Origin of the sequence: Stenotrophomonas sp. TWI1149 (assembly GCF_039673155.1) — a bacterium.
GTDB classification, from domain to species: domain Bacteria; phylum Pseudomonadota; class Gammaproteobacteria; order Xanthomonadales; family Xanthomonadaceae; genus Stenotrophomonas; species Stenotrophomonas maltophilia_AA.
Genome location: NZ_JBDJLB010000001.1, coordinates 195,838 through 212,769 on the forward strand (window position 1 = coordinate 195,838; position 16,932 = coordinate 212,769).

Sequence of the window (16,932 nt, forward strand, 5' to 3'; positions counted from 1 at the left end):
AACGGGCTACACGGGATTCAGGCTGGGCGTCTGGCACTGCGTGCCGCGCATGCGCTAGAATACGCGACTGCACTGCCGGACCTGTTCCTGCGCTGCAGCTTCCGCCTGCGGTTGGCTGATCCTTGATCGCCCGGCAGCCGGAACGTCTCTATGGTGGCCCCGTCGGCCCCTCGCGACGCTAGGTCGAAAATCCCGCCAGGGCCGGAAGGCAGCAACGGTATCGATCGACGCGGGCGCCGAGGTCAGCCGGCGGGGCCGCCACCTTTTTGGCCCCCCTGTTTTCCTTCGCGATGCTGCCGCTCAAGGCGCCGCAGGCGTGCCCTGGTGGAACACCATCCGCCACGCCTCGCCATGCCGTCGCCACAGCGAACTGCGCAGCACCTCGCGCTGGCGCTCGCCCTCGATCACATACCAGCTGCGATAGCGCACCTGTGCCAAGGTCGGGGCCAGCAACACGACGTGGTAGTCGGTGGACACGATCTCGACCTGCGCGCGCTCGCGCGGAATCTCGGCCAACGCAGCCGCACGGTCGAAGCACGCACCCGAGCTGCCGATCTCGTTGAAGTCGTCATCCAGCAGCGCCGCCAACTGTGCGACATCACCGCGGACCGCCGGCGCATGCAACGCGCGTTCGAGCGCCTGCAGATGGGCGGCCAGCGCGTCATCCATGCTCAGGGAGGATCCTGCGCCAGCACGTGCATCGCGGTCGGGGTGGCCAGCGCCACACGTTCACCGGGCAGCGCCACGCGATGGCCACGCTGGCGCAATGCCTCGCCGTCGGCCTCGCTGGCGTAGTGATAGAGCATCATCCGCGCCTGCAGCTCGGCCGTGTACTCACGCTCCAGGTCATCCACGCCGGTGTGCGACGGGTTGCCGTGCAGGCCGCAGTCGTGGGCGATCAGCTCGTTGTCGTCGGCGTAGCGCGCCAGCATTTCCGGAATCGGACGGGTATCCCCGCTCCAGGTGACCGCCCCCTTCAGGCGCAGGCCATAGGCGGTTTCCGGCCAGTGATGGCGCACCGGGAACACCTCCAGGCGCACGCCGTCATGCCAGAACGCGTCGCCGACGACGATCAGCTGGAAGGCGTCCCAGAAATTCGCACCGCCCTCGGCCAGCACGTTCGGGTAATCGGCCACGCGCTTGTGCAGCAGTGGCACCACGCTCGCCGGCACGTAGACGCGGATGCGCCCACGGCGCTGCGGCGAGAAGTACGCATCCACGAACAGGCGCTCGAAACCGGCGACATGGTCCAGGTGCACATGGGTGACGAACACGGCCTGCGGCACCTGGCCGTAGTGCGCCTGGAAGGCGGTCAGCCCTTCCCCGCCGCAGTCGATGGTGAGCCACGGGCGGCCATCGCGCTCGATCACCGCCATCGGCGAACCCAGCTGCACGGCCGACGCATTGCCGACCCCCATGAAACGCAATGCCCAGTCCATCAGTAACCCCGGTTCCAGGCCAGATCGTAGGCGCGGCGCAGCCGTGCATAGTCCTTCTCGACGTCGTCATGGCTGCGCTCACCACGCAGTTTGATCAGCGAACGCAGCAGCCGCTTGAGATTGCGCTCGCGCCAGCGGGTGGCGGGGATGCGCAGCACGCCACGATCGAAATCGATCAGCCAGCCATGGCCGTTGGCGTCGAACAGAATGTTGTGGGCGTTGAGATCGGCATGATCCAGGCCGGCGCGGTGGAAGCGCGCGATCAGCCGGCCGGTCTCTTCCCAGGGGGCGCCGCGCCCGGCGACCAGCGCGCGGTCGGCCAGCGAGCGCACGCCCTCCAGCCGCTCCATCAGGATCGCTGCTTTGTAGCGCAGGCCTTCGCGCATGTAGAACGCGGCGATCGGTCGCGGCGCCGGCAGCTTCTGCGCGTGCAGGGCACGCATCAGCCGGAATTCGGCAAAACTGCGGGTGCGGTTGGCGCCGCGCCAGATGTAGTGGTCCCGGCTCAGCTTGGCCGCCAGGCCGCCGCGCAGGTACTGGCGCAGCACGGCGTGGCCGAAGGGCGCATCGACGAACCAGGCGCCGCCCCGGCCGCCATCACCGACCGGCCGCGCCCGCTCGCCCCAGTGCGCCGGCGAGAACAGGCTCATCTCGGCTTGCCGCAGGGCTTCGCGGTCGAACAGAATGGCACCGATACCGCGTCCATCGCGGCAGGGCGTCAGCGCTTCAGTGGCGTCGAATGCGACCATTCCTTCGAGTCTAACAACACCATGGCACCAACGTCCTCTTCCTTGTGTCTTTTGCGTTTGTCCGCGCTGGGGGACGTGACCCATGTGGTGCCGCTGGTGCGCACGCTGCAGCAGGCCGATCCCGGGGTGTCGCTGCACTGGATCATCGACAAGGCCGGCCACAAGCTGCTCGACGGGCTGCCTGGCGTGACCTTCCACAGCTACGACAAGAAGACCGGCCTGCCGGGCATGCGGGCCCTGCGCGACAGCCTTCCCGCCGGGCGTTTCGATGCGCTGCTGCAGATGCAGGTCGCCTTCCGCGCCAACGTGCTCTCGGCCTTCGTACCCGCCAAACGCCGCATCGGCTACGACAGATCGCGCTCCAAGGACCTTCACGGGCTTTTCATCAATGAGCGCATTCCCGACCGCCCGGGCATCCACGTGCTCGACGCGATCGGCAGCTTCTGCGAGCCGCTGGGCCTGAAACAGACCGAGGTCAGCTGGGATCTGGCCGTGCCGCCGGCGGCGTTCGAGTGGGCCAACGCCCAGTGGGCCGACGACGGCCGCCCGGTGCTGATGATCTCGCCCTGCTCCAGCCACGTACGCCGCAACTGGTATGCCGACCGCTATGCGGCCGTGGCCAACCACGCCACCTCACGCGGCTGGCGCGTGGTGCTGTGCGGCGGGCGCAGCGACCTCGAACGCGGCATGGCCGATGCCATCCAGGCACAGCTCACCACGCCGGCGCTGGATCTGGTCGGCAAGGACACGCTCAAGCAATTGCCCGCCCTGTTGGCGCGCGCCGCGCTGGTGATGACGCCCGATTCGGGCCCGATGCATATCGCCAACGCGATGGGCACCAAGGTGCTCGGCCTGCATGCGGCCAGCAACCCGCACCGCAGCGGCCCCTACTCCGACCGCCGCTACTGCGTGGACCGCTACGACGATGCCGCGCGCCGATTCCTGGGCAAGCCGGCCAGCGAACTGAAGTGGGGCGCGAAGGTCGAGTTCGACGACGTGATGCAGCTGATCACGGTCGAGGACGGCATTGCCGCCTTCGAACGCTATGTCGCCGATTACGCACCGCGCGGCGCGTAGTCCTTGTACGACTTCTCTTCCACGTAGAGCGAGCCCAGCGCCAGGTTGATGTCCTTCTTGATGCGGGCGCGCTCATCGTTCTGCTGGTAGACGCTGCGGGCCAGTTCGACGAAATGGTCGTCGAAGGCCTGCGCCTTGTCCTGCAGGCGGATGTTGTCTTCGATGTCCCACAGGCGCTCGTTGACGGCCTTGAGCTCGGCACGCAGGCGCGCGATGTCCTTGACCCCGGCCGGGTGCGCCATCCAGGTCTTTTCCAGCGCGCTCAGCTCGGTGCGGATGTTGGCCAGCTTGGCCTCGTCGCTGATGCGCTCGGACTTGATCTGCAGGATCGAGATCTTGTCGAGCAGTTCACCGAAGGACACGGGGACGAGGATTTCAGCGGTCATGGTGGGGATCCGTTACGTGAGGTGGGCAGTTTAGCGGACCGTATGTTGGAGGGGTGTGGCCTGCGGGTGCGGCCCTCGGGTAGAGCCACGCCGTGTGTGGCTGCGCGCGACACCCCGGTAGCGCCACGCCGTGCGTGGCTGCGCGATGGTCGGCGGAAGGCAGCCACGCATGGCGTGGCTCTACCGTGATGGCGTCGCGTGGCCTGCGGGGTGGCCGCTTCATTGCCGGGATTGCTGGGCCCATCCATGGGCCCAGCCCTTCCGCGCTTCGCGCTCCAGGGCCAGACGTTCGTCTGTCCGGATCTGCTCCTGCAGATCCGTCGAACCCCCGTCGGGGGTTCTCATCCGCCCATCAGGCAGATAAAAAGAAAAGGGCTGCCCGATGGGCAGCCCTTTTCTTTTTATCTGGCGGAGAGGGGGGGATTCGAACCCCCGAGGCGCTATAAACGCCTGCCTGATTTCGAGTCAGGTACATTCAACCGCTCTGCCACCTCTCCAGATGGTCCCGGCGAACCGGGACGCGAATGATACGGGCAGGACGCGCTGGCGACAAGTCATTGCGGGCAAAGAAGTGAATTTCTTCTGTATGGATGCCTTGCCGGATGTCCGGCGGGCCGCGATCATGCCGTTATCCCTCGCAATCCTCACCGGCCCGCGCCTTCCCATGATCGAATTCGGACACCTGACCCACCCCGGCCTGCGCCGTGACCTCAATGAGGATACGTATTACGGCGATGGCGAACTGGCGCTGTGGCTGGTCGCCGATGGCATGGGCGGGCACGCCTGTGGCGAGGTGGCCAGTGCGCTGGCGCGCGAGACCATCGTGCGCGAGATCCGCCGCGGCGCGACGCTGGCGCATGCGATCCGGGTCGCCGATGAGGAGATCATTCGCACCTCGCGCCGCCGCAACGACAGCCTGCCGATGGGGACCACCGTGGTGGCGGCCCGGGTACAGGGCAATCGGTACGAGGTGGCGTGGGTCGGTGACAGCCGCGCGTATCTGTGGCGCGACGGCACGCTGGCCCAGCTCAGCCAGGATCACAGCGTGGTCCAGGAACTGGTCGCACAGGGCAACCTGACCGCCGAGCAGGCCCGCGCGCATCCGCACCGCAATGTGGTGACCCAGGCGCTCGGCGTGACCGATCCGGCGCACCTGAATGTGGCGACCACCACCGGTGAGCTGCGCCCGGGCATGCAGCTGCTGCTGTGCAGTGACGGGCTGACCGAGGAGGTGGAGGACAAGGGCATCGCCCGTACCCTCGCCTTCGACGATGCCAGTGCACAGGAATGTGTGGATACCCTGGTCGCCGCCGCGCTGGATGGCGGCGGCTCGGACAACATCACCGTGATCCTGGTGCGGTGCCACTGATACAACCGTCCCGACCAACGGTCGGGACCTACCGCCGGCGTTGTTTCGTCAGGCGCTGACCGCTTCTACCGCTTTGGGTTCACCATCCCAGATCGCGCGGCCGGCCTTTTTGCGCAGCTTGGCCAGGCGCGCTTCGTGCGCTTCCAGCTCCGAGGCCGTGGCGACCACGCGCGGGCGTGGCAGCAGGCGCGAGGTGTCGAAGGTTTGCGCGTGGGCGCTGCCGGGTTTGTGGTCGTCCGCCGAGCCGAAGCCGATTTCTTCCTGGCCCGAGGTCAGCGCGATGTACACATCGCCCAGGATCTGGGCATCGAGCAGGCCGCCGTGCAGCTGGCGGTGCGCGTTGTCCACGCCCAGGCGCCGGCACAGCGCGTCCAGCGAGTTGCGCTGGCCGGGGAAGCGCTCGCGCGCCATCTTCAGCGTATCGATCACCGTACAGCGGTCGGTGATCTTGCCGTAGTGGTCGCCGAGCAGCGACAGCTCGTTGTCCAGGAAGCCCAGATCGAACGCCGCGTTGTGGATGATCAGCTCGGCGCCATCGATGTAGGCGAGGAAATCATCGACGACCTGGGCGAAGTCCGGCTTGTCGGCCAGGAACTCCAGGGTCAGGCCGGTGACTTCCTGCGCGCCCTGCTCGAACTCGCAGTCCGGCTTGAGGTACTGGTGGTAATTGTTGCCACTGGGGCGGCGCTCGAGCAGTTCCACACAGCCGATTTCGACGATGCGGTTGCCCTTCCGCCATTCCAGGCCGGTGGTTTCGGTATCAAGGATGATCTGACGCATGGGCTCAGTGTACCGGGCCGGCGGCGCGGATCCGGATCGCGGCGTCGCGCGCCAGCTGGTCCACGCGCTCGTTGTCCGGGTCGCCGGAGTGGCCCTTCACCCAGCGCCAGTCGATGGTGTGCTTCAGCGTGGCCGCGTGCAGGCGCTCCCACAGCTCCCGGTTCTTGACCGGCGAGCCGCCGGCGGTCTTCCAGTTCTTGCGGATCCAGCCGGGCATCCATTCGGTCAGGCCCTGGCGCACGTACTGCGAATCGGTGAACAGCACGATGTTGCACGGCTCGGTGAGCGCTTCCAGCCCCGAGATGGCCGCCATCAGTTCCATGCGGTTGTTGGTGGTATGCGCTTCACCACCGCTCAGCTCACGCTCGTGCGCGTTGTAGCGCAGCAACGCCGCCCAGCCGCCGGGGCCGGGATTGCCGAGGCAGGAACCGTCGGTGTGGATTTCTATCGTCTTCATTCCATTCCAGATCAGGTGGCCACGGTCCCGTGCCAGCGTGGCACGGCCACGGGCGTCGGTCCCGGCAGGGCCAGAGTGCGTTTTTCAGCGGTGAACAGACAGGCGGCCCGCAACGGGGCGAGGTCGCGCCGGGCCGGCGAGCGGTCGCGCCACATCGGGCCGAGGTACTGCAGGTCCTCGAAGCTCAGGCCGGCCTGCGTGAGGGTGTGGCGCAGCCGCTGCGGGCTGCGCACGACCAGCCCGTGATGGCGCCACTGGCGGCGGTACGGGCTGAACGGGTTGAGGGTGGACAGCCACAGGCGGCCGCCCGGCATCAGCACGCGGGCGCAGTCGGCGATCAGCTGCTCGGCATCGCGCGCGGTGACGTGCTGCAGGACGATCGCATTGACGCTCTCGTCCGGCAGCGGCAGCGGCAGGCCGCAGTGCACATCTCCGGCGTAGGCCGCCCCGTCCCGGAACAGGCGCAGGCCGCGGCCGGGCAGTTCGACACGCTCCAGCCAGCCGGGCGTCGGTGCCACCCACAGCCAGGGGTTCACCGGGCGCTCGGCAAGCAGGCTGCGCAACCGCTCGGATTCCAGACGGCACAAGGCTTGTGCCGGTTCAGTATCAAACCAGGATGCGACTGTCGCTTGACGGGGGCTCGGCACGAGGGGCATGGTCCAATTCTATGCGACTGACCGCCCTACCCGCGTTTGCGGACAATTACATCTGGGCGCTGGTCGCCGACAACGGCCGCGCCATCGTCATCGACCCCGGCCAGGCCGACCCCGTTCTGGCCGCCGCAGCGCAGCAGGGATGGGTTCCCCACAGCATTCTGTTGACCCACCACCACGACGACCACATCGGCGGCGTGGCCGAGCTGCAGGCCCGTTTTCCCGCGGTGGAGGTGTACGCACCGGTGGAACCGCGCATCGCGGTCCCTGCCCACCGGGTGGCTGAAGGTGAATGCGTTCAGGCATTGGGGCTGGGGTTCCACGTAGTATCCGTGCCCGGGCACACCCGGAGCCATATCGCGTTTCACACCGCTGAACACCTTTTCAGTGGCGATGCGTTGTTCAGCCTGGGCTGTGGGCGCATGTTCGAAGGTACGCCTCCCCAGCTTCTGGCATCCCTGCGGAAGCTGGCGTCCCTGCCAGCGCAACTGATGGTCTGTTGCGCCCACGAGTACACCCTGTCCAATGCCGTCTTCGCGCGGCATGTAGACCCCACCAACGCTGCGCTGTCGCAGCGCCATGAGGAGGCCTTGGCCATGCGCCGCGATGACCTGCCCACGCTGCCGGTTTCACTGGCAAGCGAGCTGGAATGCAACCCGTTCCTGCGTACGAACACCCCCGCCATCCAGGCGGCCGTCAGCGCCCATCTCGGGCGTCCCGTTACCGATGAAGTCGATGTTGTCGCAGGCCTGCGACACTGGAAAGACGGATTTCGAACATGAGTCGGCGATTGTTGCCGCTCGCGCTTGGCCTGGCGATCGCCGTGGCCGGCAGCGCGGGCGCCCAGTCGTTGACCGCCGGCATGTCGCAGAACGTGGCCGGCCTGTCCTCCCTTCCCCTGACCGCTGCGGCCCTGCCGCCGGCCTCGGTGCGCAACGGGCAGGATATCTTCGCCAGCTTCCGCGCTGGCCTGGCCGAACCCACCTGCGACGCCGAGGCGACCAGCCCGCGTTGGCAGAAGCAGTTCGCGCATGCCCCCTCGCGGTTGGCCAACCAGGACGATGACGCCCTGGTGCTGTTCGGCTACGTGGTCGAAGAGCTGCGCAAATCCGACCTGCCGACCGAATTCGCGCTGATTCCCTTCGTGGAAAGCGGCTACCGGCCCAACGCCCGCAACGGCGGTGGCCCGGCCGGCCTGTGGCAGTTCATCGCCACCACCGCCAAGAACCACCGCGTGCAGATGACCCCGGGCTATGACGGCCGGTTGTCGGCGGTGGATTCGACCCAGGCCGCGGTGCGCTACCTGAAGACCCTGCACGGCATGTTCGGCGGCGACTGGCGCCTGGCCACGATGGCCTACAACGCCGGCGAGTACCGGGTGCTGCAGTCGCTGCGCAAGGCCGGCATGAATGCGCAGAACGCGCGTCCGGCCGAACTGCCGGGGCTCTCGCCGGTCACCTATGCCTACGTCGAGAAGCTGCATGCGCTGGCCTGCGTGCTGGAAGACGCGGAAACCGAGCCGGCGGTGATGGCCTCGCTGGACCGCACCGTGCCGGTGCTGAAGGGTCATACCCTGCCGGCCGGCACCAGCGTCCAGCAGTGGGCCCAGCAGCGCGACCTGGATCCGGCACGGATCGCCCGCCTCAATCCGGCCCTGGCCAGTGGCAAGGGCCGTCCGGCCGGCCAGGTGACGGTTCTGGCCCCTATCGCGCACGCGCCGGTGGATGCCAGCGCCAGCGTGGCCGCCATCGCGGTGGCGCCGAGCCCGCCGACGGACACCACGGCCGCGCGTACCGCGCCCGGTCCGGTGGCCACCCGCGCCGTGGCGAGCGCGGATCGCCCGCGCAGCCGCCGCCACACCGTGCGGGATGGCGAGTCGGCCTGGGCGATCGCCCGCCGCTACGGGATGCCGCTGAAGGCCCTGCTGTCGCTCAATGGGCTCAGCGGCAGCAGCGTGCTCAAGCCGGGTGCGGTACTGCGCGTCGAAGACTGACCCCGGTCCGCATTGCAGGTGACGACAATGCCCGGTTCTGCCGGGCATTGTCGTTTCAGGGCGTTGTCCCCGGCTCCGGCGGGGCCTGGATGGCGGACGAGGCACGCACAACAAAAAGCCCGGCAGTGCCGGGCTGTTTGTTGTCCTGCAGAAGCCGACCCGGTTAGAGGTTGGCTTCTTCGGTCTGCACCTTGAAGTGCTTGCGCATCGCGTCGACGTAGGCCTTGGCGGCGGCCATGCCGTCGATCTGGCTCAGCTGTTCCTTGAGCTGCTGTTGCTGGGCGGCGTCCACTTCGGCGACGTTGCCCGGGCTGACCTTGGTGACCGCATAGATCACGTAGCGGCCCTGCACGGCGACCTTGCCGTAGCTGGGCTTGCCTTCGGCCGGCAGCGGCGCGCTGAACACGGCGCGGTTGATCTCCGGGGTCGGCACCGGCTGGGTGCGCGGCAGGCCCGGCAGCGGGCTGATCTGCAGCTTCTCGCTGGCGGCCAGCGCCTGCAGGGTCTGACCGGCCTTCAGCTTGGCCAGCACGGCGTCCACGGCCTTCTCGGAAGCCTGGCGGGTGCGGTCGGCATGGATCGCAGCGATCACCTGCTCACGGGCCTTGGCCAGCGGCAGCGCCTGCTCCGGGCTGTGCTCGGTCACGCGGATCATCACGGAGTGGTTCGGGCCCAGCTCGATCGGGTCGCTCACCGTGCCGTCCTGGGTCAGGACGTCGGAGAACGCCGCGCGCAGCACGGCCGGGTTGGCGGCGATGCCACTGGCGGTGGTGCGGGTGAACGGGCCGAGGGTCTGCACCGGCAGGCTCATGTCCTTGGCCGGACCTTCCAGCGAGGTCGGGTTCTTGTAGACCAGGTCGACCAGGCGACCGCTCAGCTCGGTGAACACGCGATCTGAATCGGCCTTGGCCTGCTCGGCCGCCAGCTGGTCACGCACGTCTTCGAACGAACGGCCTTCACCGCCCTTGGTCTCGCGCAGCTTGAGCACGTGGAAACCGAAGTCGGTCTTGACCGGACCGGTGATCTCGCCCGCCTTCATGGCGAACAGCGCGTCTTCGAACGGCTTCACCATCGCGCCGCGCTCGACCCAGCCCAGGTCACCGCCGGTGTCCTTGGAACCCGGATCTTCGGAGTTGGCCTTGGCCAGTGCCGCGAAATCGGCACCCGGTGCCTTGGCTTCGGCGGCGATGCGCGTGGCCTTTTCTTCGGCTGCCTTCAGCTTGGCCGGATCGCTGCCGTCGACGGCGATCAGGATGTGCGAGGCCAGGCGCTGTTCCGGCGTGGCAAAGCGCGCCTTCTCGTCCGCATAGCGCTTGCGCAGCGTGGCTTCGTCGGCCGCGGCGGCAGCCGGCAGGTTCGCGCCATTGATCTCGACGTATTCCAGCGACACGGTTTCCGGCTGGCGGAAATCCTTGGTGTGGCCGTCATACCACTGCTTGATCTGCGCGTCGGTCACTTCGGCGGTATCGGCCGGGATTTCCGGCAGCGCGGCCAGCTCGACGTCGCGGGTTTCACCCAGCAGCTTCATCAGGCGCTCGGCTTCGCTCTGGGTGGTGAACCCGGAACGCTGCAGGGCCGACGGAATGATCGACTGCTGGATGCTCTCGCGCACCAGCGCTTCGAACTGCGTCGGCGTGCGCGGCGGATTGCCGCTGGCCAGCGCGATGCGGTAGTTGTCCTGGTTGAACTTGCCGTTCGCATCCAGGAAGGCCGGGATCGAGGCGATGTACTCGCGCACGGCACCATCGCCGATCACGATGCCGGACTGCTCGCCGGCCAGGCGCACGACCTGCTCGTCGATCATCTGGTCCAGCACGGCCAGCTTGCTTTCCGTGCTTTCGAACTGGCGCGGATCGAAGTCCTCGCCCTGTTCCTGGCGTGCCTGCTGGCGCGCCTGCTCGAAGCGCACGCGGAAATCGTTGGAGCTGATCTCATGGTGCTGCCACAGGAACGAGACCGGCCACCACGACGGGGCGGACTTCCACCAGGTCGGCGGTGCGGCCACTTTGGCCACGTTCTGCGAGCCGACGCCACCGAGGTAGCTGGAGTCGATCACGAACAGGAACGGAATCATCAGCAGCCCCAGGATCACGGTAACGATCCAGCCCGAGGTCTTGTCGCGAAGTTTCTGCAGCATGGGAAAAATCAAGGCCTGATTGGCGAGCCCGGCAGTGTAACCCGCTTCGCGGCAGGCTCCAAAAGTCCGCGCGCCCCGCCCCGGCGCACGATCCGCCCGGTGCCACGCCAGCGGATCGGCGGCTGGCGGACGACTGGCAGTGCGGCGCTGATCGACCTGCTGGATCGAGGGCAAAAAAAAAGCCCTTGGTTTTCACCAAGGGCTCTTCAAAGATTGGCGGAGCGGACGGGACTTGAACCCGCGACCTCCGGCGTGACAGGCCAGCATTCTAACCAGCTGAACTACCGCTCCGCACTTGAAACTTTGCAGGCGCTCATTCTATCCGAAGATATTCAGATTGCCCACCCCGAAATACTGCTTTTTTCGAGGTTTTTGTAAAACTGGCGGAGCGGACGGGACTTGAACCCGCGACCTCCGGCGTGACAGGCCAGCATTCTAACCAGCTGAACTACCGCTCCGCACTAAACCGCTTTTGTTTCCGCCGCGACCTGCGTCGCTGGAGAAAACAAGGCCCCCGATCGCTCAGGGGCCCTATTGAAACTGGCGGAGCGGACGGGACTTGAACCCGCGACCTCCGGCGTGACAGGCCAGCATTCTAACCAGCTGAACTACCGCTCCACATTTCAAAACTTTTTACTGGCAGTGCCTGGTGGGTGCTGAGGGTTTCGAACCCCCGACCCTCTCCGTGTAAAGGAGACGCTCTACCGCTGAGCTAAGCACCCCAGCAAGCCGCTTAGTTTACGGCATCCTTCAGGGCTTTGCCAGCCTTGAACGACGGATTCTTCGACGCAGCGATCTTGATGGTGTCGCCGGTCTTCGGGTTGCGGCCGGTACGGGCAGCGCGGTCGCGGACCTGGAACGTGCCGAAGCCCACCAGCGTCACCGCATCACCGCCCTTCAGGGCCTTGGTGACGGAAGCGATGACGGCATCAACGGCGCGGCTGGACTCGGCCTTGGTCAGGTCGGCGGCTTCAGCAACGGCGTCGATCAATTCGGTCTTGTTCATTCTCTACAGCTCCTTTGGCGGGGATTCCGCGGATTCAACATTGAGACACCCGACGACGATACGCCGCCGGATGCCAGTGAAGTTCTCTGTTCGCCGAATTCAGATTTACGCTGACTCGCGAGTGGTGCTTTTATACCAGTGCCCCCCTACCCGCGCAAGCTGAAAAGCCAATAACGACGCGGGTTTCGGGCAGTTGGACAGCGCGCGTCAATGCTTGACGCGCGTGGTGGAAGCTGTCTTGGACTTGCCGCGTACCGTGACACGTTGCCCATCTTTCTTGGGCTTCGGCGCGGTCAGCGGCGTCTCCAGCGCCAGGTCGAGCACTTCCTCGATCCACTTCACCGGCACGATCTTCAGATCACGGGTGACATTGGCGGGGATATCGGCCAGATCCTTGCGGTTCTCCTCGGGGATGATGACCGTGGTGATCCCGCCACGCAGCGCCGCCAGCAGCTTCTCCTTGAGGCCGCCGATGGCCGTGACACGGCCCCGCAGGGTGATCTCGCCGGTCATCGCGACTTCGGCCCGGATCGGCACCTTGGTCAGCGTGGAGACCAGCGAGGTCACCATCGCGATGCCCGCGCTGGGACCGTCCTTCGGGGTGGCGCCATCGGGCACGTGGACGTGCACGTCGTGCTTTTGCAGGAACTCGTTGTCGATGCCCAGCCGCTCGGCACGCGAACGCACCACCGACAGGGCCGCCGAGGCGGACTCCTTCATCACGTTGCCGAGCTGGCCGGTCAGGATCAGCTGGCCCTTGCCCGGCACCAGCGTGGATTCGATCTGCAGCAGGTCGCCGCCGACTTCGGTCCAGGCCAGGCCGGTGACCAGGCCCACTTCGTTCTGTTCTTCCGCACGGCCGAAATCGACACGGCGCACGCCCAGATACTTGTCCAGGTTCTTGCCGTTGACCACCACCAGCGCCTTCTTCTTCGCGCTGGCCTTCTTGCCGGCCTTGGCCGGCTTCGCAGCCTTGGCCGGCGCGACCGGACCGGCGAGCGCGATCTCCTTGACCACCTTGCGGCAGATCTTGGCGACTTCGCGCTCGAGGTTGCGCACGCCGGACTCGCGCGTGTAATAGCGCACGATGTCCTGGATGGCGTCCGCCTCGATCTCCAGCTCTTCCGGCTTCAGGCCGTTGGCCTTGATCTGCTTGGGCACCAGGTAACGCATGGCGATGTTGAGCTTCTCATCCTCGGTGTAGCCGGGGATGCGGATCACTTCCATGCGGTCCAGCAGCGGGCCGGGGATGTTGAGCGAGTTGGAGGTCGCCACGAACATCACTTCAGACAGGTCCAGGTCCACTTCCAGGTAGTGATCGTTGAACGCGTTGTTCTGCTCGGGGTCGAGCACTTCCAGCAGCGCCGAGGACGGATCGCCACGGAAGTCCATCGACATCTTGTCGATCTCATCGAGCACGAACAGCGGGTTCTTGCTGCCCACCTTGTTGAGGTTCTGCACGATGCGGCCCGGCATCGAGCCGACGTAAGTGCGACGGTGCCCGCGGATCTCGGCCTCGTCGCGCACGCCACCCAGGCTCATGCGCACGAACTTGCGGTTGGTCGCCTTGGCGATGGACTGGCCGAGCGAGGTCTTGCCCACGCCGGGCGGGCCGACCAGGCACAGGATCGGGCCCTTCATCTGCTTCACGCGCGACTGCACCGCCAGGTATTCCAGGATGCGGTCCTTGACCTTGTCCAGCCCGAAATGATCGGCGTCCAGCGTGTCCTGCGCGGCCTTGAGATCCTTGCGGACCTTGCTGCGCTTCTTCCACGGCACGCCCAGCAGCCAATCCAGGTAATTGCGCACGACGGCGGCTTCGGCGGACATCGGCGACATCTGCTTGAGCTTGTTGAGCTCGGCCTTGGCCTTGGTCTCCACCGGCTTGGGCATGCCCGCCTCGGCGATCTTGCGGGCCAGCTCGTCCATCTCGCCCGGTGCATCGTCCAGGTCACCCAGTTCTTTCTGGATGGCCTTCATCTGCTCGTTGAGGTAGTACTCGCGCTGGCTCTTTTCCATCTGCGACTTCACGCGGCCGCGGATGCGCTTTTCCATCTGCTGCACGTCGATCTCGCCATCGACCAGGCCGACCAGCATTTCCAGGCGGTCGCCGATCTGCAGCGTTTCCAGCAGCCGCTGCTTGTCGGCCAGGCGCACGCTGATGTGCGCGGCGATGGTGTCGGCCAGGCGCGCGGGCTCGTCGATGCCGGCCAGGGTCTGCAGCAGCTCAGGCGGCAGCTTGCGGTTGGTCTTGACGTACTGCTCGAACAGCGACATCAGCGAACGGGCGATCGCCTCGATCTCGCGCGGCTCGCGCGACTCGTCCGATTCGATTTCCATGCCCACGCCGTGCAGCGAGCCATCGCGCTCGGTCACTTCGGTCACGTTGACGCGCGACAGGCCTTCGACCAGCACCTTGATGGTGCCATCGGGCAGCTTCAGCAGCTGCAGCACCTGGGCGAGCGTACCGACCTGGTACAGATCGGCGGCGGACGGATCATCCGTCTCGGCGGACTTCTGCGCTAGCAGCAGGATGCGCTTGTCGGCCTCCATCGCCTGCTCCAGCGCATGCATGGACTTGTCACGGCCGACGAACAGCGGAATGACCATGTGCGGGAACACCACCACGTCACGCAGCGGCAGTACCGGCAGGTCGAGAGTCTCAGTTGGGGAACGGGCCATGTGGGCTCCAGTGGAACAGTGGGGATGGCCTCCGGGCGCCTCGCCCGGATACAAAAAAAGCCGATGGCCTCGTTATGGGGCCATCGGCTTCTAGATGCAAGCTGTTCTGAAAAATTTCTTTCAATTCAATTACTTGAACTGATTATTCAGCACCAGCCGCCTTCTGTTCAGGCGCCGGTGGCGTCTGGTAGATCAGGTACGGTTCGGACTTGTGTTCGATCACCGATTCGTCCACCACCACCTTGCTGACGTTCTCTGCCGAGGGCAGGTCATACATGGTGTCCAGCAGGACCGATTCGACGATCGTACGCAGGCCACGGGCACCGGTCTTGCGCTTGAGCGCCTTGCGGGCGATGGCGGCCAGGGCGTCCGGACGGAACTCCAGCTCGACGTGCTCCATCTCGAACAGCTTCTTGAACTGCTTGGTGATGGCGTTCTTCGGCTCGGTCAGGATGCGCACCAGGGCGGCCTCGTCCAGCTCTTCCAGGGTCGCCACGACCGGCAGGCGGCCGACGAACTCCGGGATGAGGCCGAACTTGATCAGATCTTCCGGCTCGACTTCGGCCAGGATCTTGCCCACTTCCTGCTTGCGCTCGGAACTCTTCACCTTGGCACCGAACCCGATGCCGCCCGAATCGTTGGAGCGCTGCTGGATCACCTTGTCCAGGCCGGCAAACGCGCCGCCACAGATGAACAGGATGTTCTTGGTGTCGACCTGCAGGAATTCCTGCTGCGGGTGCTTGCGACCGCCCTGCGGCGGCACGCTGGCCACGGTGCCTTCGATAAGCTTCAGCAGGGCCTGCTGGACGCCTTCGCCGGACACATCGCGGGTGATCGACGGGTTCTCGCTCTTGCGCGAGATCTTGTCGATTTCATCGATGTAGACGATGCCCTGCTGTGCCTTCTCGACGTCGTAGTCGCACTTCTGCAGCAGCTTCTGGATGATGTTCTCCACGTCCTCGCCCACGTAACCGGCTTCGGTCAGCGTGGTGGCGTCGGCCATGGTGAACGGCACGTTGAGCAGGCGGGCCAGGGTCTCGGCCAGCAGCGTCTTGCCCGAACCGGTCGGACCGACCAGCAGGATGTTCGACTTCGCCAGTTCTACTTCGTCGTTCTTCTGACGGCTCTCGATGCGCTTGTAGTGGTTGTATACGGCCACGGCCAGGGTCCGCTTGGCGCGGTTCTGCCCGATCACGTACTGGTCCAGGACCTCGAGGATCTCGCGCGGCTTGGGCAGCGAACTGCGGGCCGACTGCGCCTTCTCCTCCAGCTCCTCACGGATGATGTCGTTGCACAGCTCGACGCATTCATCGCAGATGAATACGCTCGGACCCGCAATCAGCTTGCGCACCTCATGCTGGCTCTTTCCGCAGAAGGAGCAGTAGAGGATCTTGCCGGTGTCCGTGGAACGACCTTGGCGGTCTTCGCTCATGCTTCGCTTACCCAGTTACCCCACCCGACTGAACGGGGGTTCGATTCGAGAATAGCACAGGGTCAGGAGGACGCCAGTCCTGCCCGACCCGGTGGAAACAAGCCGGTTTCCCGGCCTGGTGCAACCTTACGCCGGCTGGATCGACTCTTCCGGACGACGCTCCAGGACCTGGTCGACCAGGCCGTAGGCCACCGCATCGGCCGCGCTCTTGAAGTTGTCGCGCTCGGTATCCCGGGCGATGGTCTCCAGCGACTGGCCGGTGTGCTTGGCCAGCACTTCGTTCAGGCGCGAACGCAGGGTCAGGATTTCCCGGGCATGGATGTCGATGTCCGAGGCCTGGCCCTGGTAGCCGCCCAGCGGCTGGTGGATCATCACGCGCGAATTCGGCAGCGCATAGCGCTTGCCGGCCGCGCCCGATGCCAGCAGCAGGGCGCCCATCGAGGCCGCCTGGCCGACGCAGATGGTGCTCACGTCCGGCTTGATGTACTGCATGGTGTCGTAGATCGCCATGCCGGCGGTGACCACGCCACCGGGCGAGTTGATGTAGATGCTGATGTCCTTTTCCGGGTTGTCCGCTTCCAGGAACAGCAGCTGCGCCACCACCACGTTGGCCATGTGATCGTCGATCGGGCCCACGAGGAAGATCAGACGCTCTTTCAACAGGCGCGAATAGATGTCATAGGCGCGCTCGCCGCGGCTGGTCTGTTCGACCACCATCGGAACCATGTTCAGGGCTGTGGTTCGGTTGTCCATTAGTGAGGCACCTATTTTG

General features: G+C 66.0%; 16 protein-coding genes, 5 tRNA genes and 1 other RNA gene. 5 read left to right on the forward strand and 17 right to left on the reverse strand.

Annotated elements, in window-relative coordinates:
* Nucleotides 1–159 precede the first annotated feature (159 nt).
* Nucleotides 160–256, forward strand: an RNA gene (gene ffs, locus ABE424_RS00985) — signal recognition particle sRNA small type.
* Between the two features lie 44 nt (nt 257–300).
* Here ffs and ABE424_RS00990 read toward each other — a convergent pair.
* Genes ABE424_RS00990 through ABE424_RS01000 form a run of 3 tightly spaced genes read right to left on the reverse strand, consistent with a single transcriptional unit; the run spans nt 301 to nt 2,188 of the window.
* Complete coding sequence (locus tag ABE424_RS00990; RefSeq protein ID WP_346492713.1) at nt 301–669, reverse strand: nuclear transport factor 2 family protein; 369 nt, start codon at nt 667–669, stop codon at nt 301–303.
* A gap of 2 nt (nt 670–671) precedes the next feature.
* Nucleotides 672–1,439 carry an MBL fold metallo-hydrolase gene (locus ABE424_RS00995; protein WP_346492714.1) on the reverse strand — a complete coding sequence of 256 codons (768 nt, stop codon included), beginning with the start codon at nt 1,437–1,439 and terminating at the stop codon, nt 672–674.
* Nucleotides 1,439–2,188 (reverse strand): 3-deoxy-D-manno-octulosonic acid kinase, encoded by a 750-nt coding sequence (locus tag ABE424_RS01000; protein WP_346492715.1) that lies wholly within the window; start codon nt 2,186–2,188, stop codon nt 1,439–1,441. Before ABE424_RS01000 ends, ABE424_RS00995 begins: the two co-directional genes overlap by 1 nt.
* Before the next feature lie 21 nt (nt 2,189–2,209).
* On the opposite strand from ABE424_RS01000, the gene ABE424_RS01005 reads away from it, so the two are divergent.
* Nucleotides 2,210–3,265: a glycosyltransferase family 9 protein gene (locus ABE424_RS01005; RefSeq protein ID WP_346492716.1), complete on the forward strand. Its 1,056-nt coding sequence runs from the start codon at nt 2,210–2,212 to the stop codon at nt 3,263–3,265.
* On the opposite strand, the gene ABE424_RS01010 is transcribed toward ABE424_RS01005, so the two are convergent.
* Together ABE424_RS01010 and ABE424_RS01015 are read right to left on the reverse strand one after the other, a co-directional pair.
* The gene (locus tag ABE424_RS01010; protein WP_019185792.1) at nt 3,244–3,651 is read right to left on the reverse strand and encodes a DUF6165 family protein; all 408 of its coding nucleotides are present in this window, start codon (nt 3,649–3,651) and stop codon (nt 3,244–3,246) included. The genes ABE424_RS01005 and ABE424_RS01010 overlap by 22 nt on opposite strands.
* 406 nt (nt 3,652–4,057) lie before the next feature.
* Nucleotides 4,058–4,148, reverse strand: a tRNA-Ser gene (locus ABE424_RS01015).
* A gap of 167 nt (nt 4,149–4,315) precedes the next feature.
* Between ABE424_RS01015 and ABE424_RS01020 the strand changes: the two genes are divergently transcribed.
* Nucleotides 4,316–5,020: a protein phosphatase 2C domain-containing protein gene (locus ABE424_RS01020; protein ID WP_346491250.1), complete on the forward strand. Its 705-nt coding sequence runs from the start codon at nt 4,316–4,318 to the stop codon at nt 5,018–5,020.
* Between the two features lie 48 nt (nt 5,021–5,068).
* On the opposite strand, the gene dnaQ is transcribed toward ABE424_RS01020, so the two are convergent.
* The 3 genes from dnaQ to ABE424_RS01035 are packed head-to-tail and all read right to left on the reverse strand — an operon-like array spanning nt 5,069 to nt 6,913.
* Complete coding sequence (gene dnaQ, locus ABE424_RS01025) at nt 5,069–5,800, reverse strand: DNA polymerase III subunit epsilon (RefSeq protein WP_346491251.1); 732 nt, start codon at nt 5,798–5,800, stop codon at nt 5,069–5,071.
* A 4-nt stretch (nt 5,801–5,804) separates the two neighbouring features.
* The gene (rnhA, locus tag ABE424_RS01030) at nt 5,805–6,257 is read right to left on the reverse strand and encodes a ribonuclease HI (protein ID WP_121042991.1); all 453 of its coding nucleotides are present in this window, start codon (nt 6,255–6,257) and stop codon (nt 5,805–5,807) included.
* 11 nt (nt 6,258–6,268) lie between these two features.
* Entirely contained in the window at nt 6,269–6,913 is a 645-nt protein-coding gene (locus tag ABE424_RS01035) for a methyltransferase domain-containing protein (RefSeq protein WP_346491252.1), read from the reverse strand.
* A gap of 11 nt (nt 6,914–6,924) precedes the next feature.
* Between ABE424_RS01035 and gloB the strand changes: the two genes are divergently transcribed.
* The gene (gene gloB / locus ABE424_RS01040) at nt 6,925–7,692 is read left to right on the forward strand and encodes a hydroxyacylglutathione hydrolase (RefSeq protein ID WP_346491253.1); all 768 of its coding nucleotides are present in this window, start codon (nt 6,925–6,927) and stop codon (nt 7,690–7,692) included.
* Nucleotides 7,689–8,903, forward strand: coding sequence for a transglycosylase SLT domain-containing protein (locus tag ABE424_RS01045; RefSeq protein WP_346491254.1), 1,215 nt, complete (start codon nt 7,689–7,691; stop codon nt 8,901–8,903). Before gloB ends, ABE424_RS01045 begins: the two co-directional genes overlap by 4 nt.
* A 163-nt stretch (nt 8,904–9,066) precedes the next feature.
* On the opposite strand, the gene ABE424_RS01050 is transcribed toward ABE424_RS01045, so the two are convergent.
* The 9 genes from ABE424_RS01050 to clpP all read right to left on the reverse strand — a co-directional run bounded on the left by ABE424_RS01050 (nt 9,067) and on the right by clpP (nt 16,913).
* Nucleotides 9,067–11,040, reverse strand: coding sequence for a peptidyl-prolyl cis-trans isomerase (locus tag ABE424_RS01050; protein WP_346491255.1), 1,974 nt, complete (start codon nt 11,038–11,040; stop codon nt 9,067–9,069).
* A gap of 214 nt (nt 11,041–11,254) precedes the next feature.
* Nucleotides 11,255–11,331, reverse strand: a tRNA-Asp gene (locus ABE424_RS01055).
* A gap of 90 nt (nt 11,332–11,421) precedes the next feature.
* A tRNA-Asp gene (locus ABE424_RS01060) sits at nt 11,422–11,498 on the reverse strand.
* Between the two features lie 83 nt (nt 11,499–11,581).
* A tRNA-Asp gene (locus tag ABE424_RS01065) sits at nt 11,582–11,658 on the reverse strand.
* Between the two features lie 29 nt (nt 11,659–11,687).
* Nucleotides 11,688–11,762 (reverse strand) — tRNA-Val (locus tag ABE424_RS01070).
* An 11-nt stretch (nt 11,763–11,773) separates the two neighbouring features.
* The gene (locus ABE424_RS01075) at nt 11,774–12,046 is read right to left on the reverse strand and encodes an HU family DNA-binding protein (protein WP_019185801.1); all 273 of its coding nucleotides are present in this window, start codon (nt 12,044–12,046) and stop codon (nt 11,774–11,776) included.
* Between the two features lie 207 nt (nt 12,047–12,253).
* On the reverse strand, nt 12,254–14,728 hold the full coding sequence (lon, locus tag ABE424_RS01080) for an endopeptidase La (protein WP_176990735.1): 2,475 nt from the start codon (nt 14,726–14,728) through the stop codon (nt 12,254–12,256).
* 142 nt (nt 14,729–14,870) lie between these two features.
* Entirely contained in the window at nt 14,871–16,160 is a 1,290-nt protein-coding gene (gene clpX / locus ABE424_RS01085) for an ATP-dependent Clp protease ATP-binding subunit ClpX (protein ID WP_019185803.1), read from the reverse strand.
* Between the two features lie 126 nt (nt 16,161–16,286).
* On the reverse strand, nt 16,287–16,913 hold the full coding sequence (clpP, locus tag ABE424_RS01090; RefSeq protein ID WP_176990734.1) for an ATP-dependent Clp endopeptidase proteolytic subunit ClpP: 627 nt from the start codon (nt 16,911–16,913) through the stop codon (nt 16,287–16,289).
* Between the last annotated feature and the right edge of the window lie 19 nt (nt 16,914–16,932).